Source organism: Pseudoalteromonas sp. 4NS20-0020, assembly GCF_057554385.1.
This window is the reverse complement of the sequence record NZ_BAAJMI010000001.1, coordinates 556,457-571,877: the sequence shown is the minus strand read 5'-3', so window position 1 is coordinate 571,877 and position 15,421 is coordinate 556,457. Positions and strand designations below refer to the sequence as shown.

General features: G+C 40.3%; 12 protein-coding genes. 1 reads left to right on the top strand and 11 read right to left on the bottom strand.

Translation table 11 applies throughout. The annotated features are described in order from the left end of the window. Positions 1–64: 64 nt before the first annotated feature. The 7 genes from AC27JL_RS02590 to rppH all read right to left on the bottom strand — a co-directional run bounded on the left by AC27JL_RS02590 (position 65) and on the right by rppH (position 7,383). On the bottom strand, positions 65–754 hold the full coding sequence (locus AC27JL_RS02590) for an SPOR domain-containing protein (RefSeq protein ID WP_487194734.1): 690 nt from the start codon (positions 752–754) through the stop codon (positions 65–67). A gap of 339 nt (positions 755–1,093) precedes the next feature. Beyond that, positions 1,094–1,972 (bottom strand): UTP--glucose-1-phosphate uridylyltransferase GalU, encoded by an 879-nt coding sequence (gene galU / locus AC27JL_RS02585; RefSeq protein WP_006792679.1) that lies wholly within the window; start codon positions 1,970–1,972, stop codon positions 1,094–1,096. A 21-nt stretch (positions 1,973–1,993) separates the two neighbouring features. After that, positions 1,994–2,845, bottom strand: coding sequence for a thymidylate synthase (locus AC27JL_RS02580; protein WP_006792678.1), 852 nt, complete (start codon positions 2,843–2,845; stop codon positions 1,994–1,996). Between the two features lie 7 nt (positions 2,846–2,852). Then, positions 2,853–3,656 (bottom strand): prolipoprotein diacylglyceryl transferase, encoded by an 804-nt coding sequence (gene lgt / locus AC27JL_RS02575; protein WP_008132732.1) that lies wholly within the window; start codon positions 3,654–3,656, stop codon positions 2,853–2,855. A 12-nt stretch (positions 3,657–3,668) separates the two neighbouring features. Further along, positions 3,669–4,478: a sulfite exporter TauE/SafE family protein gene (locus tag AC27JL_RS02570; protein ID WP_487194733.1), complete on the bottom strand. Its 810-nt coding sequence runs from the start codon at positions 4,476–4,478 to the stop codon at positions 3,669–3,671. Positions 4,479–4,569: 91 nt separating this feature from the next. After that, on the bottom strand, positions 4,570–6,834 hold the full coding sequence (gene ptsP, locus AC27JL_RS02565; protein ID WP_006792675.1) for a phosphoenolpyruvate--protein phosphotransferase: 2,265 nt from the start codon (positions 6,832–6,834) through the stop codon (positions 4,570–4,572). 30 nt (positions 6,835–6,864) lie between these two features. Then, the gene (rppH, locus tag AC27JL_RS02560; RefSeq protein ID WP_006792674.1) at positions 6,865–7,383 is read right to left on the bottom strand and encodes an RNA pyrophosphohydrolase; all 519 of its coding nucleotides are present in this window, start codon (positions 7,381–7,383) and stop codon (positions 6,865–6,867) included. A 529-nt stretch (positions 7,384–7,912) separates the two neighbouring features. Between rppH and mutH the strand changes: the two genes are divergently transcribed. After that, entirely contained in the window at positions 7,913–8,584 is a 672-nt protein-coding gene (gene mutH, locus AC27JL_RS02555; RefSeq protein WP_305470898.1) for a DNA mismatch repair endonuclease MutH, read from the top strand. Positions 8,585–9,258: 674 nt separating this feature from the next. On the opposite strand, the gene eno is transcribed toward mutH, so the two are convergent. The 4 genes from eno to relA form a co-directional block, all read right to left on the bottom strand. Next, entirely contained in the window at positions 9,259–10,557 is a 1,299-nt protein-coding gene (gene eno, locus AC27JL_RS02550) for a phosphopyruvate hydratase (protein WP_006794158.1), read from the bottom strand. Positions 10,558–10,672: 115 nt separating this feature from the next. Continuing rightward, positions 10,673–12,307 (bottom strand): CTP synthase, encoded by a 1,635-nt coding sequence (pyrG, locus tag AC27JL_RS02545; RefSeq protein WP_006794157.1) that lies wholly within the window; start codon positions 12,305–12,307, stop codon positions 10,673–10,675. 151 nt (positions 12,308–12,458) lie between these two features. Beyond that, the gene (gene mazG, locus AC27JL_RS02540; protein ID WP_058428514.1) at positions 12,459–13,256 is read right to left on the bottom strand and encodes a nucleoside triphosphate pyrophosphohydrolase; all 798 of its coding nucleotides are present in this window, start codon (positions 13,254–13,256) and stop codon (positions 12,459–12,461) included. Positions 13,257–13,258: 2 nt separating this feature from the next. Then, complete coding sequence (relA, locus tag AC27JL_RS02535) at positions 13,259–15,415, bottom strand: GTP diphosphokinase (protein ID WP_006794155.1); 2,157 nt, start codon at positions 15,413–15,415, stop codon at positions 13,259–13,261. Positions 15,416–15,421 lie beyond the last annotated feature (6 nt).

Here is a 15,421-nt window from a genome sequence, read left to right as displayed (position 1 = left end):
CACCCTTTTGATTATGGTCAGGTATTTTATGGATAAAAAAATTTTTAGCAAGTTTCTATTTTAACTACAGCTTTACAGGTTTATCGGTGTAGTTACTCACTATGCAGTCAAGCTTATACACTTTAAATACTTCGCAGTCTGCTTTGGCATTTTTTAGATTTTGGTACGAACCTAACTTAAGCCTGTAAAACGTTTTTTTGTTAATTTTTGCGGTTTCAACATTGGTCAGTATTTTTTTTCTGAATAAGGGGGCAGCTTTGGTGTTTAGCTCTTTCCACGCTTTTGCGATGTCTTTTTCTGAGTCAACCGATGCCACTTGCAGAGCAAAAATATGTCTAGGTGTATTAAGTTTAACTGTCTGCTTTTTATTTCTGTATTGATTAACACTTTGGCTTCGCGAACGTGCAGCTTGCTGATTGTGAATTGTGCGCGTGCTGTACGAGCTATTTGTAGGCTGATTAGATTGGGCTATTGCCTTACTGTTAATAATATCTATGTGATTAACAAGGTAGGTAATTTCTTTTTCTAGCTTTAAAATACGCTCTATACCCGCTCTGGCTTGCTGCCATTGCAATGCTGCATCTTTTAACTGAGCCAGCTCTAATGCAGTAATAGGTACATACTCAGGCGAATTAGTTTGTATTTCAGGTGCTTGCACTAATTTAGCTTCAGGCGTAATAGAGCATGCTGTACCAAATAGCAGTATCAGCAGGCTTAAAAGTAATCCTGTTATTTTTTTGTTATTAGTTAACATTTATTCGCTGTCCTGAAAGCAGTGTAATCACACTTACATTTCAGTTAAACATCCTCTTTACAAAGCGTTTAACCTTACTTTAAATTTTCGAGCCACAACCTAGCCCTTTACATAAATAAGCGTATTTAATTCAATAAGCTTATATATTTTTGACTCCTCCATGAGAACACTTTTCAATACAATTTTAATGCCACTTAAACTAAACATTACAACATAAATTACATTATGTCTGTAAAGTAATCAAAACTATTCTAATTTTTACATTAAAAAAACAAGTTATGCAAAAACCAATAAAAAAAGCGCCTAATTAGGCGCTTTTTGCTGATTAAATGTAAACGGTTATACAAGTGTTTTAATAAACGTTTTTAACTCATCGGCAAATTCGTCACGACGAAGTGCAAACTCAATGGTTGCTTTTAAATAACCAATTTTACTACCACAATCGTGGCTTCGGCCTTTCATTGCGTAAGCATCTACTTTTTCGCTTTGCATAAGCATAGCGATGGCATCGGTCAGCTGAATTTCATCGCCAGCACCTTGCGGCGTTTTTGCAAGTAGCGGCCAAATATTTTCACTTAACACGTAACGCCCAACTACGGCTAGGTTTGAAGGTGCCTCGTCAACCGGTGGTTTTTCTACCATGCTAACAATTGGTGAGCTTTCACCCTGTGCTATTTCGGTGCCACCTAAGTCCACCACACCAAACTTATCTACTTCCTGCATTGGTACAGGCTCTACCATAATTTGGCTGTGTTTAGTTTGTTCAAAGTGAGCGATCATCTCTGCAAGGTTGTCTTTTTTAAGATCGCTTTCAACGTCATCTATAATCACATCGGGTAAAATAACGACAAACGGTTCGTTACCAATAATTGGCGCGGCGCAATTAATAGCATGGCCTAGCCCTTTAGCTTCGCCTTGGCGCACATGAATTATTGTTACGTCTTTAGGGCATATAGCTTGCACTTCGGCAAGCAATTGCCGCTTAACACGCTTTTCAAGCGTTGCTTCTAACTCAAAGCTGGTATCAAAGTGGTTTTCGATAGAGTTTTTACTTGAGTGCGTGACAAGTACTATCTCTTTTATGCCTGCGGCAACCGCTTCGTTTACTACGTATTGTATTAAAGGTCGGTCTACGACAGGAAGCATCTCTTTAGGGATTGCTTTTGTGGCTGGTAGCATGCGCGTACCAAGTCCCGCTACTGGGATCACTGCTTTCATGTTGTTTTCCTTAATCGGTTATTATACTGAAAATGGATATTGAATTGCGTCATGGCATTGATAGCCAGTTACTTCAAAATCGTCTCGGGTAACCCACGTTTCTATGTCTTCAAGTGACTTTATATTTGGATTAATTGTAAGTGTAGGCGATTCAAATGGTTCGCGCTTGAGCTGGACGTCGCGCATTAATTCGAGCTGATTTTCGTAAATATGAGCGTTAGCTATTTTATGATACGCCTTACCCGGTTTGTGGCCGGTAATCTGAGCGACCAATGCAAGCAATACAAAACATTGAATTTGATTAAAATTTAGCCCCAACGGCACATCGCAGCTGCGCTGATAAGATGTTAAGTAAAGCGTGTCACCTAATAGTGAAAACGTATGCGTGTGCATGCAAGGTCTTAAACAACCTAGTTCAAATTCACCTGGATTATAAAACGTGATTATTTCACCACGATCATCAATGCCATTTTTTAAATTGTTAATTACCTTAGCTAACTGATCGAGTGTTGAGCCATCAGGGCGTTGCCAGCCGCGGCCTTGGACGCCGTAAACGCGCCCCATATCGTCTTCACCTTTACGATTTGGGTTATTAAGCCAAGCTTGGTTATCGTTGGCATTAGCATCCCATGTTTTACAGCCAATTTCACGAAATTGTTCTGCGCTATCGTAGCCTCGTAAATAGCCAAGTAACTCTGCAATGGCCGCTTTATAGTAACTTTTACGCGTTGTGATCATCGGGAACTGATTGTTTGCTACATCATATTCTAAATCGGCGTTTATAACGGTTAAGCAACGTGTGCCTGTGCGTTTGTTTTCTACCCATTGACCTTCGTCAACGATACGCTGACATAATTTTAAATATTGTTTCATGCTTTTATTATGCCTTTGCTGCTGTTACTTGCTGCGGGTTTTTATAAGCCCAAATTAATAAACCTAAACCACCTATAATCATAGGCAGTGACAGTATTTGTCCCATAGAAATAAAGTCGGCAAATAAGCCTAGTTGTGCGTCTGGTTGGCGGAAGTATTCAATACCAAACCTAAACACACCGTAACCTAATAAAAATACACCGCCAACACTGCCCGCAGGGCGTGGTTTTTTAATAAACCATAGCATAATTAAAAATAAAACGAGCCCTTCAAAAAAGGCTTCGTATAACTGCGAAGGGTGGCGAGCAAGCGGCCCGCCGGTTGGAAATACCATAGCCCAAGGTACGTCTGATACACGCCCCCATAACTCACCATTTATAAAGTTACCTATACGCCCTGCTAATAACCCCACTGGCACTAGTGGCGCTACAAAGTCTCCAACTTGTAGCAGTGATTTTTTGCGTGTCCACGAAAAAATAGCAACGGCTGTAATTACGCCCAGCGTACCACCATGAAACGACATACCGCCCTGATCGATGCGAAACAAGTAAAGTGGGTTTTCTAAAAAATAACTAAATTGGTAAAACAATACATAGCCAATACGACCACCAAGTATGACCCCTAACATGCCATAAAATAATAGATCACTTACCTGCTCTTTGGTCCAGCCAGAATTAGGCTTTGCTGCTTGACGATTTGCAAACCACATCGCAAATGCAAAACCAATTAAATACATCAATCCGTACCAACGTACGCTCAGTGGTCCAATCGAAAAAATAATTGGATCGATTTGAGGAAACTCAAGTGCCATAAAAATAAACCTTTAGCTAAAAACCATTTTAATTGCGATAACAACAAGCAGTACCGCGAAAACTTTCTTTATTGTATTAACAGGTAAATAATGAGTTGCTTTAGCCCCGTAAGGCGCCACAAACCACGACGTAATAACAATACCAAATAACGCAGGTAAATATACAAACCCTGCAAAACCATGTGCTAAGTCGGTCACCTTCCAACCCGCGCTAATGTAGCCAATAGAGCCAAATAAGGCAATTACAATGCCCGAAACGGCAGCGCAGCCAATGGCTTTTCTTATATCAATAGAAAAGTAATTGAGCATAGGCACAATTAACGCTCCACCACCAATACCAATCAAGCCCGATAAACCACCCATAATAGCGGAAATACCCCCTAAAATAGGACCCGGTGGGAGCGGCTTAGTTGATGAGGGTTTATTACGTGATGATAGCGCCATTCTAGCTGCAATAAATACAACACTTACTGCAAATACACTACGAAGTAACTGCTCCGGTATTAAGCTTGCGGCAAAGCCACTAATTAAAGCCCCTACTGCTACACCAGCCATAACCCAAGGTGCAACATGCCAAGGCACATTATCATTTTTATGATGAGCCAATGCTGAAGACGTAGAAGTAAATAAAATAGAGGCCAAAGAGGTCGCAATCGAAATAACTACAACATGTTCTGCAGATGTAACATTAAATAAAATCAGCAATGTGCTCAGTGCAGGCACAATTATTAATCCGCCGCCTATACCTAATAATCCTGCTAAAAAACCAACAATACAGCCTAGTAGTGCGCAACATGCGACCAACAAACCTAAGTCATACATAGTTATCTCAAATGCCTTTTGAAGGCTTATATGTTAAAGGATTATAAAACGAATAGCATCTGCGTATTAAAATTAATTAAGTCAGTACTTTTTACTTTGGGGTATAAAATAGGTCACCTAAATTATGTTCTAACATAAAATTGCGCGTTAAACGCAGGACCTGTTTAGCTGTTGATTGTGCTAAACACTCGCTCAACAACTGCTCCATGTCGGCAACGCTCAAACGCCTAAGCACCCATTTTACCTTATTTAAAGACGATAAGTTCATACTCAATCGTCTGTAGCCCATTGCTATTAGCAATATGGCCCCTTCTGGGTCACCACCAAGTTCACCACATAAACTAAAGGGTAACTCGTAATTTTCACACTCACTGGCTATTTTGTTTAAAACTCTGAGCACCCCGGGATGATAAGGATTAAAAAGCTCAGCAACACGCGCGTTGGCTCTATCTACTGCCAATAAATATTGTGTTAAATCGTTACTGCCTACTGAACAAAAATCTACTTTTTTAGACCATTCAGGCAACATAAACACACTGGAAGGCACCTCAAGCATAATACCAATATCGGGGCGATCTATTTGCTGCTCAGGAAAATGTTCGTTGAGTTCAAAGTAAGCTTGTTCAAATAAACCCAATGCCTCATCTACTTCTTCAGTGCCGCTGATCATCGGTAGCATTATTTTTAAATTGCCTAAACCTATATTTGCCTTAAGCATTGCTTTGAGCTGATCTAAAAATAACTCGGGGTGATCAAGGCTAATACGTATACCGCGCCAACCCAAAAATGGGTTTTCTTCGGTTATATTAAAATAGTCGAGCACTTTATCGCCGCCAATGTCGAGCGTTCGCATTACAACTGGGTTAGGGTAATAACTAGTGAGCACTTCTCGATACCAATTCTCTTGCTCTAACTGAGAGGGAAACTGGCCTTTTTGCATAAACCACGCTTCAGTGCGGTATAAACCTACGCCGTCGCACACATGAGCGTTGTTTTGATCTGTTTTTAACTCTAGTCCGGCATTTAATAATAAACTGACGTGTTCGCCATCTAAAGTAATAGACTCATACTCTTGCTCTGCTAAAAAGCGATTATTTAACAGGTTATCTTGGTGTTGTAAGTCTGCGTACTCATCTAATAACATCTGCGAGGGTGAGATATACAAGCGCCCTGCAAATGCATCTAAAATCATTGGCTTACCATCAAATTGAAGTAATGGTAAATCTTCTATCCCCCAAATAGCAGGGATCCCCATTGCGCGAGTCAAAATAGAAGCATGACTATTGGCAGAGCCATTAACACTAACAACCCCTGCTAAATGCCCTTTTGGTACTTCAGCAAGCATGGCGGGAGTTAATGTATTAGCAATCAAAATAGTATTTGGGGGGTAATCTTTTATTGCGTGTTCAGTATTAACTAAGTGATGCAATACGCGTAAGCCTATGTCTTTAACATCAACAGCACGCTCTTTTATGTATGGGTCTTGCATCGCATTAAATTGCGAAATTAAACGCTCAATCACAATTTTAAGTGCGCTTTTTGCACACCATCCCTCGAGTAACTGAACCTCTACATTGTGACCTAAACTTTTAGCATCCAATAACTGTTGATAAACATCAAATACGGCTAACGCCTCTTGAGGAATAGAGTCACTCAACGTCATCGAAAGCGTGTTAAATTCTTTTCGTGTGGCGGCCACCGCTTGAGTAAATAGCCGCCGCTGCTCAGTTACATCACTATTTTTTTGAAGCTCAATTGATTTAAAGTCAAGCTTTGGTAAAAGAACAAAAGCAGTACCTATACCTATACCCGGTGCACTGGATACACCTTTTAAAACGGATGTTTGATGAGATGACTCGTCTTGGCGAAGTACTTCTTTAATTTCGGCATGTGCCAATTGTGAAGCAAGCTGAGCAGAAAGCGTTATTAAAAATGATTCTTCATCTTGGCTGAAAACACGGGCCATTTTTTGTTGAACAACAATAACGCCTAACACTTTTTTTTGATGTACCACAGGCACCGACAAAAAAGCATTATAGCCTTCTTCGTTTACCTCAGGAGAGAGCTTAAAGCGCGGGTGAGATTTAGCAAAGGCAATATTTATGGGCTCTTCGCGTTGAGCAACTAATCCTACTAAGCCTTCTGTAAAGCCAATTCTAAACTTACCAACCGCATCAGGATTTAACCCTTCGGTAGCCATAAGCACAAAGTTGTCTTGGCTATAATCAGCAAAATAAATAGAGCAGCACTGGGTTTTCATGGCGTCTTTAACCATTTGCACAAAGCACACTAATGCAGTGTCTAAATTCGCTTGTTGCGATACAGACTCAGCAATAGACCTCAATGTTGCCAGCATGTCCTGCTCCTTTATTTTACTATAATGTTATTACCTTTTACTTCGCCAGTGGTCTTTATGTTGTTCTCTTTTATTAAAAGGCATAGCGAAAGGAGCAAACTCCTTCATTACACGTCGGTAAACATCCCGTTTAAACGACACAACCTGCCTTACAGGATACCAATAGCTCACCCAACGCCAGTCATCAAATTCTGGGTGATGAGTTTTAAGTAAGTTTACATCTTCGTCTTTACAACGAAGTTTCAGTAAAAACCATTTTTGTTTTTGCCCAATACACACCGGACTTGAGTCGCGACGAATTAATCGTTTGGGTAATTTATAGCGTAACCAATGTTTTGAACTTGCGACAATTTCTACATCTTCTGGTCGCAGTCCGACCTCTTCGTGTAATTCACGGTACATAGTTTGTTCTGGTGTTTCACCATCATCAACACCACCTTGGGGAAATTGCCAAGAGTGCTGACCGTAGCGCCTGGCCCAAAATACTTGTCCCTGATTATTGCAAATTACAATTCCGACATTGGCACGAAAACCTTCGGCATCAATCACCTTAGTGCCTCATTTGTAAGTCGATTTTTAATGATTGTTCCACATTAGCCGCAATACGGCAAACACTATTATAAGCGAGCCAGTGGGTAAGTGTGATTTACACTCAGCTCAGAGATGAAAATACTGAGATACGAGTAAAAAGATTTAAAAAAATGTATGAAAGCTATTGCAGTTATTATTTTGCTCTAGTTACTCACAGTTTGTGCATAACTTTTAAAAAACACGTTCATTTTGCAAACAAATCCACAATACAAGATCGAAAACGTGTTGTTCTCCACAGATTCTGTGGATAAACATGTTCATATAGTTGTATTTATCCCTGTAACTTTTATTACGCCCAATACAATCATTACTCGACAACAGAAAAAAGCCAAGTTAGTCAGCAACTTAACGAATTAGATGCAATTTTCACAATGTATAAAATTAACACACCCAACCACCGAACAAAAAACACACAACCCTAAAGATATCCACGGCTTAGCTGATTTGCTATCATGAGCATGGTATTTATTCAACTCAAATTAGTGCTATGCGTCCAACTAAACCACATTCAATTAATGACCTTATTCAACGTGTTAACAGTATTGCAGGCCTTACGCTTGGACAGCTTGCCGAGCAATATAATTTTAAAACCCCTGATGATTTATTAAGAGAAAAAGGCTGGACGGGTCAATTAATTGAGTACGTTTTAGGTGCAACCGCGGGTTCTAAACCCCTTCCTGACTTTGAGGATTTAGGTATTGAACTCAAAACGCTGCCTATTTCCTATAAGGGCAAACCTCTTGAAACCACCTTTGTATCGGTAACGCCACTAATAAACGTAACAGGCATGACATGGCACACTAGTGCGGTTCGTAAAAAGCTTAACCACGTTTTATGGCTTCCGGTTTTAAGCGAGCGTGATATAGCACCGTTTAATAGAACCATTGGCAGTGGCTTTTTATGGCAACCAACGCCTGAGCAGGACGCTAAACTACAACGAGACTGGGAAGAGCAAATGGAGCTTATTGCGCTTGGTAGAGTTGATGAAATATCAGGCCATTTAGGCGATGCAATGCAAATTCGTCCAAAAGCCGCTAATAGCAAAATTGTGACAGATGCCATTGGCCCAAACGGGCAAATAATAAAAACCCTGCCCCGTGGTTTTTACTTAAAAACCAGTTTTACAAGTGAAATTTTAAAGCAGCAATTCACTTTGTGAGCGTTTTATTATCAGGGACTTCGTTGAGCACTTTGTTAATAACGTAAAAAAAATGAAATAGACCTAAAATGATATTCACAAACGTCAAAACCAAACTTATACCTATACTACTTTTAGTATTAGAGTTTTTATTTAGAAAAAAAATAAAGCCTGAAAAAATAAGCAAAAATGGTAAGACGAGAATGTAATAAAAAGATGAGTGAAAATACATTATTTAAAACTCCTAAAAAGGGGAGCTCTCCCCTAAATTTAAATTATTGAGCGTTGCATTTACGCTTTTTTATTGATGTATAAATACACCAAATAAAATGTGCAAACCCAGCGGGGAAAAATAACATCGTTAAAATAAAGTTAAGTATAACGTTATGTTTAACGTTTGTTTTTAATGTCGCTTTTTTTAATAAATAAGCCATTGTTAACGCTATAGGCAATATTACTATTAAGTAACTGTAATCGTTGACTGAAATATTCACTTTAATTAAAGCCATTAAGTTGTGTAAGGATTGATAAGGAAAGCGCTGCAGAAAAAATGAAATGTTTTTTCACTACAATTCCCTGTAAGTTGAAGTCCATACTAACAAAAAACACCTAAAAAAACATAAAAGAGAAATAAAAAATCCCCGCATTGGCGAGGATTTTATAGCTTAAAATTTAAAACCAGCTTCTAAAAAGAATTACTGACCTTTAACTTCTTTTAAACCGTTGTATGGTGCTTTAGCGCCTAGTTGCTCTTCAATACGAAGCAATTGGTTGTACTTAGCTACGCGGTCAGAACGACTTAATGAACCTGTTTTGATTTGACCTGCCGCAGTACCTACTGCTAAATCAGCAATTGTTGCATCTTCTGTTTCACCAGAACGGTGAGAGATAACAACAGTAAAGCCAGCGTCTTTCGCCATTTTAATAGCTGCTAACGTTTCAGTTAGTGAGCCGATTTGGTTAAACTTAATTAAGATTGAGTTAGCAATACCGTTGTCGATACCACGTTTTAAAATCTTAGTGTTAGTTACGAATAAATCATCACCTACTAACTGGATTTTATCGCCCATTAATTTAGTTTGGTGAGCAAATCCATCCCAATCAGACTCATCTAAGCCATCTTCAATTGAAACAATTGGGTATTGCTGAGTTAGCTCTTGTAAGAAGAAGTTAAATTCTTCAGACGTGAATTTTTTGCCTTCACCTTTAAGATCGTAGATGTTTGCTTCTTTGTCGTAAAACTCAGAGGCTGCACAATCCATTGCAAGCGTAATATCTTTACCTAGCTCATAACCTGCGTTTGCTACCGCAACTTTAATCGCTGCAAGTGCTGCTTCGTTAGACTCAAGGTTTGGCGCAAAGCCACCTTCATCACCTACAGCTGTTGAGTGGCCATCTGCTTTAAGTACTTTTGCTAGGCTGTGGAAAACTTCTGCGCCCATACGTAGGCCTTCACGGAAGTTTGAAGCGCCAACAGGTTGGATCATAAATTCTTGAATATCTACAGAGTTATCTGCGTGTTCACCACCATTGATGATGTTCATCATTGGAAGTGGCATTGAATAAACACCCGGTGTGCCGTTTAAATCAGCAATGTGCTCGTATAGCTCTACTTTTTTAGACTGAGCTGCGGCTTTAGCTGTTGCTAGTGATACTGCTAAGATTGCATTTGCACCTAATTTTTCTTTGTTTTCAGTGCCGTCTAAATCTAGCATTACTTTATCAACTGCACTTTGGTTAAGTGCGTCTTGGCCAGCTAGCGCATCAGCAATTTCTTTATTGATGTAACCAACCGCGTTTAATACGCCTTTACCTAAGTAACGCGCTTTGTCACCATCACGTAACTCTAATGCTTCGCGAGTACCAGTAGATGCGCCAGAAGGTGCTGCCGCACGACCCCATGAGCCATCAGCTAAATGTACATCAGCTTCAACAGTTGGGTTACCACGCGAGTCCATGATTTCGCGACCAATTACTTTTACGATATTTGACATCTTGTTTCCTCTATATTCCCAAAATGGTGAGTTTTGTTTACTTTACTATGTTTTGCATAGTTTAGTCAGTCTTAAAACAAAAAAGCCGTGCAATATATGCACGGCTTTTTATAAATTACGACGACGCTTTTTGGTGGATATGCGCTGCTGCTACAAATCCTTCAAATAGCGGGTGACCATCACGTGGTGTTGACGTGAATTCCGGGTGGAACTGCGCGGCAATAAACCAAGGGTGATCTTTATTTTCAATAATTTCTACTAGCTTTTTATCTTCAGATAAACCAGAGAATGTTAAACCTGCTTTTTCAAGTTGGTCTACAAAGTTGTTATTAACTTCATAACGGTGACGGTGACGTTCTACAATTTCGTCGCTACCGTAAACTTCGTGTACCTTAGAACCTGGTGCTAAGTGACATTTTTGAGCGCCTAAGCGCATTGTGCCACCAAGATCTGATTTCTCGTCACGAACTTCTACTTTACCTTCGGCGTCTAACCACTCAGTAATTAAACCTACAACAGGCGCTGCTGATTTAGCATTAAATTCTGTTGAGTTTGCATCGGTTAAGCCTGCAACATTACGTGCATATTCAATAAGCGCCACTTGCATACCTAAACAAATACCTAAGTAAGGCACTTTATTTTCACGTGCGTATTTAGCCGCTAAAATTTTACCTTCAACGCCACGACCACCAAAACCGCCTGGTACTAAAATAGCATCAAGATGAGAAAGCAGCTCTACACCTTTGCTTTCTAAGTCTTGTGAATCAACATATTCAATGTTGATAGTTAAACGGTTTTTAAGGCCCGCATGTTTTAAAGCTTCGTTAACCGACTTGTATGCATCGGGTAATTCAATGTATTTTCCAACCATACCAATGGTTACTTCACCCGTAGGGTTAGACTCTTGGTACAATACTTGTTCCCACTCAACTAAATCAGCTTCAGGTGCGTCTAAGTGAAAACGACGACATACAAAGTTGTCTAGTTCTTGTGATTTTAACAGTGCTGGAATTTTATAAATACTGTCTACATCAGGTAGTGAAATTACCGCTTTTTCTTCTACATTGGTAAACAATGCAATTTTTGCACGCTCATTGTTAGGTAACTTACGGTCTGAACGACAAATTAGAATATCTGGCTGAATACCAACAGAGCGAAGTTCTTTAACTGAGTGCTGTGTTGGTTTTGTTTTCACTTCGCCTGCAGGGCCTAAGAAAGGCACTAACGTTAAGTGAATAAAGAGTGCGCGTTCGCGACCTATCTCTGTGCCCATTTGACGAATTGCTTCGATAAACGGTTGTGATTCAATATCACCTACTGTGCCACCAATTTCAACAATTGCTATGTCATGGCCTTCAGCGCCTTCGTAAACGCGCTGTTTAATATCGTTAGTGATATGAGGGATAACCTGAATAGTGGCGCCTAAGTATTCACCACGACGCTCGCGACGTAATACGTCTTCATATACGCGGCCTTGTGTGAAGTTATTTCGGCTAGTCATTTTGGTGCGAATAAAACGTTCGTAGTGACCTAAATCAAGATCAGTCTCTGCGCCGTCTTCTGTAACGTATACTTCACCGTGTTGAATTGGGCTCATTGTGCCTGGGTCAACGTTGATGTAAGGATCCAGCTTTAAAATAGTAACATTTAAGCCACGGGCTTCTAAAATAGCCGCCAACGATGCTGCTGCAATACCTTTACCCAACGAAGAAACAACCCCGCCAGTAACGAAGATAAATTTTGTACTCATGCGAACCCTAGAATATCAGGAATTAAAAGGAATATAACACCCAAAAAAATGGCTATGGGCATATCATCAAGACGGGGCGAAATTGTACCAAAACACGCTTTAGCAATCCAGCTAAAATTAGCGAATGGGCGATTAAAAAACGTGCGCTATTTTATTTATGTTTTTTGATTGCTTCCCATGCATTATCCATTTCTTCAAGGCTTGCCGTGTCTAAGCTTTTACCTTGTGCTTGCAAGTACGCCTGTACCTTTTCAAATCGGGCAGAAAACTTGTCATTTGCATTTCTGAGGAGCTGCTCTGGGTCGCGTTTAACGTGACGTGCTACATTTACAGTGGCAAACAGTAAATCGCCAAGCTCTTCTGCCGTGTGATCTGACAAGGGGTTTTGTGTTATTGCTTCTTTAACCTCAAGTACTTCTTCGCTTACTTTATCAAGTGCGCCATGATAGGTGGGCCAGTCAAATCCCATTGAAGCCACTCGCTGTTGAATTTTTTTAGCCTTGCTAAGGCTTGGCATATTTGCAGGAATATCTTGCCATAACAGTGATTCTTCAGACATTGCTTTTTCGCTTCGCTCTTGGGCTTTAATAGCTTGCCACTGAGCTGACAACTGCTCATCATTGAGGGCTTTTTTATCGCCAAAAACATGAGGGTGGCGACGTGTTAATTTTGCATTTAGTTGTTCTATTACGTCGTTAAAGTCAAACAAGCTTTGCTCTTGAGCTAATTGGGCATAAAACACTATTTGAAACAGTAAGTCTCCAAGCTCATTTTTAAGCTCACTTAAATTACCCGATTCTATACAGTCGGCAACTTCGTAGGCTTCTTCAAGTGTATGCGGCACAATTGATTTAAAGTCTTGTTTGAGATCCCAAGGGCAACCACCATTGGGATCTCTTAGTGTTTGCATAATATTCAGTAATTCTGTTAATGCTGAATGGTTAACCAAAGCTACTGCCCTCGCTTAGCATGGTGAACACCTTCAATTTGGTGCAATTTAGACAGTACACGATTAGTGCCCGATAAATCATGTACTTCTATTTGCATGGTAAATACTGCTAACTGGTCAGCGCCCACGGTATTTACATTCATGTTAAGTACGTTTACTTTTTCGTTAGCCAGTACAGAACTGATATCGCGAATTAGTCCAGATCTGTCGCTTGCTTCAATTTTTATACTGAGCGCGTATGATCCATTTATATCTTCAGACCAACTAACTTCAACAACACGCTCTGGGTGCTGCGTTTTCAAATTATTAAATGAATCACAATCATCACGATGTACACCAATACCACGGCCTTGCGTGATATAACCGATGATCTGATCACCTGGAACGGGGCGGCAACATTTAGCAACGTGGCTCATTAAACTACCCACACCATCAACCACTATGCCGTTTTTATCGCCCGTTACTTTGCTTGGTGCTTTAAAACGAATAACAGGTTCGTCTTCTGTACGGTCAGTAACAAAATTAAGCATTTGGTTAAGACGCACATCGCCTGCTCCAATTGCGACCATTAAGTCATCAAGCTCTTTAAAGTTAAATCGCTTGATTGCTGGGGCTAAATCTTTGTATGTTAAATCAAGCTTTTGCAGCTCGTTATCAAGAATTTCTTTACCCGCACTTAAGTTTTTATCGCGGTCAAGTTGCTTAAACCAATGGTGTATTTTGGCACGTGCACGAGACGATTTAATATAACCCAGTGACGGATTTAACCAATCTCTACTGGGGTTTGGCTGTTTTTGTGTGAGGATTTCGACCTGATCGCCCGTCGTTAATTGATGCGTAAACGGCACTATTTTGCCAAATACTTTCGCGCCAATACAACGGTGTCCCACATTAGAATGAATGTAGTAAGCAAAATCGAGCGGCGTGGCCCCTAATGGTAGATCAAAAATATCGCCCCGCGGGGTAAATACATATACGCGGTCTTCAACAACTTGGTTTTTTAGCTCTTCAGCTAAATCGCCGCCATCCACCACTTCTTCCTGCCATTGCAGTAATTTACGTAACCAGCTAATTTTTTGCTCGTAACCCGAGCCTCGCCCAGGTAAAGCCCCTTCTTTGTACATCCAATGAGCGGCTACACCGAGTTCTGCATCTTGATGCATATCTTGCGTGCGTATTTGTATTTCTACGGTTTTGCCCTCAGGGCCAAAAACAACGGTATGAATTGACTGATAGCCATTTTGCTTAGGCGTTGCAACATAGTCATCAAACTCTTTGTTCAAATGGCGCCAGTTGGTATGCACTATACCGAGCGCACCGTAGCAATCTTGCAAGCGGTCAACCACAATACGCATAGCACGTATGTCAAAAAGTTGATCAAACTCGTAGTTTTTTTGCGCCATTTTTTTGTAAATACTGTAGATATGCTTAGGCCGACCATATACCTCAGCCTCTATACCTGCTTCACTTAAACGGCTTTTAACCTGTTCTACCATGTCTTCCATATAGGCTTCACGGGCAAGACGTTTATCATCAAGCTGTTTTGCTATTTTTTTGTACGTATCTGGGCGTAAATACCTGAACGATAAATCTTCAAGTTCCCACTTTAACTGGCCAATACCAAGTCGGTTTGCTAAAGGAGCAAAAATGTCGGCTGTTTCTTTGGCGGCAATAACACGCTCTTCTTCACCTGCATTTTTAACGTTACGTAAATGACATACCTGCTCAGCAAGTTTAATCACCACAGCACGCACATCCTCAACCATGGTTAATAACATTTTACGAATATTATCGACTTGAACAGTGCCTTTACCTTGGTGCGACAAAGTACTAATAGTAGCCATTTGAGAAACCCCCGTTAACAACAAGGATATATTGCTTCCAAGCTGCTCTTGAACGGTTTCAAGGGAGACCACATCATTTAAAAAATAGGGTGTTAGATACGCTGTAGCTAACGACTCAGCATCGAGGTTTAACTCGACTAAAATTTCCACCATTTCTATGGCTGTATTTTGCCAGTCTTGGTTATCACTTTTAACACAAAGCGCTTGCGCCTTATTAAGCAACTGAGTCTTTTCTGTAGATAGGTCGAGTGCTTTTAACCGTGTAAAAAGATCACCCGTTTCATCTTGTTGATGTGATTGACGTGTCGCTACCATAATGCG

What these genes read in the sequence shown, in the direction of transcription:
- ptsP (WP_006792675.1), bottom strand. Translation starts at nt 6,834, where the DNA reads ATGCTGGCAACATTGAGGTCTATTGCTGAGTCTGTATCGCAACAAGCG.
- AC27JL_RS02590 (WP_487194734.1), bottom strand. Translation starts at nt 754, where the DNA reads ATGTTAACTAATAACAAAAAAATAACAGGATTACTTTTAAGCCTGCTG.
- galU (WP_006792679.1), bottom strand. Translation starts at nt 1,972, where the DNA reads ATGAAAGCAGTGATCCCAGTAGCGGGACTTGGTACGCGCATGCTACCA.
- eno (WP_006794158.1), bottom strand. Translation starts at nt 10,557, where the DNA reads ATGTCAAATATCGTAAAAGTAATTGGTCGCGAAATCATGGACTCGCGT.
- lgt (WP_008132732.1), bottom strand. Translation starts at nt 3,656, where the DNA reads ATGGCACTTGAGTTTCCTCAAATCGATCCAATTATTTTTTCGATTGGA.
- pyrG (WP_006794157.1), bottom strand. Translation starts at nt 12,307, where the DNA reads ATGAGTACAAAATTTATCTTCGTTACTGGCGGGGTTGTTTCTTCGTTG.
- AC27JL_RS02570 (WP_487194733.1), bottom strand. Translation starts at nt 4,478, where the DNA reads ATGTATGACTTAGGTTTGTTGGTCGCATGTTGCGCACTACTAGGCTGT.
- mutH (WP_305470898.1), top strand. Translation starts at nt 7,913, where the DNA reads ATGCGTCCAACTAAACCACATTCAATTAATGACCTTATTCAACGTGTT.
- AC27JL_RS02580 (WP_006792678.1), bottom strand. Translation starts at nt 2,845, where the DNA reads ATGAAACAATATTTAAAATTATGTCAGCGTATCGTTGACGAAGGTCAA.
- relA (WP_006794155.1), bottom strand. Translation starts at nt 15,415, where the DNA reads ATGGTAGCGACACGTCAATCACATCAACAAGATGAAACGGGTGATCTT.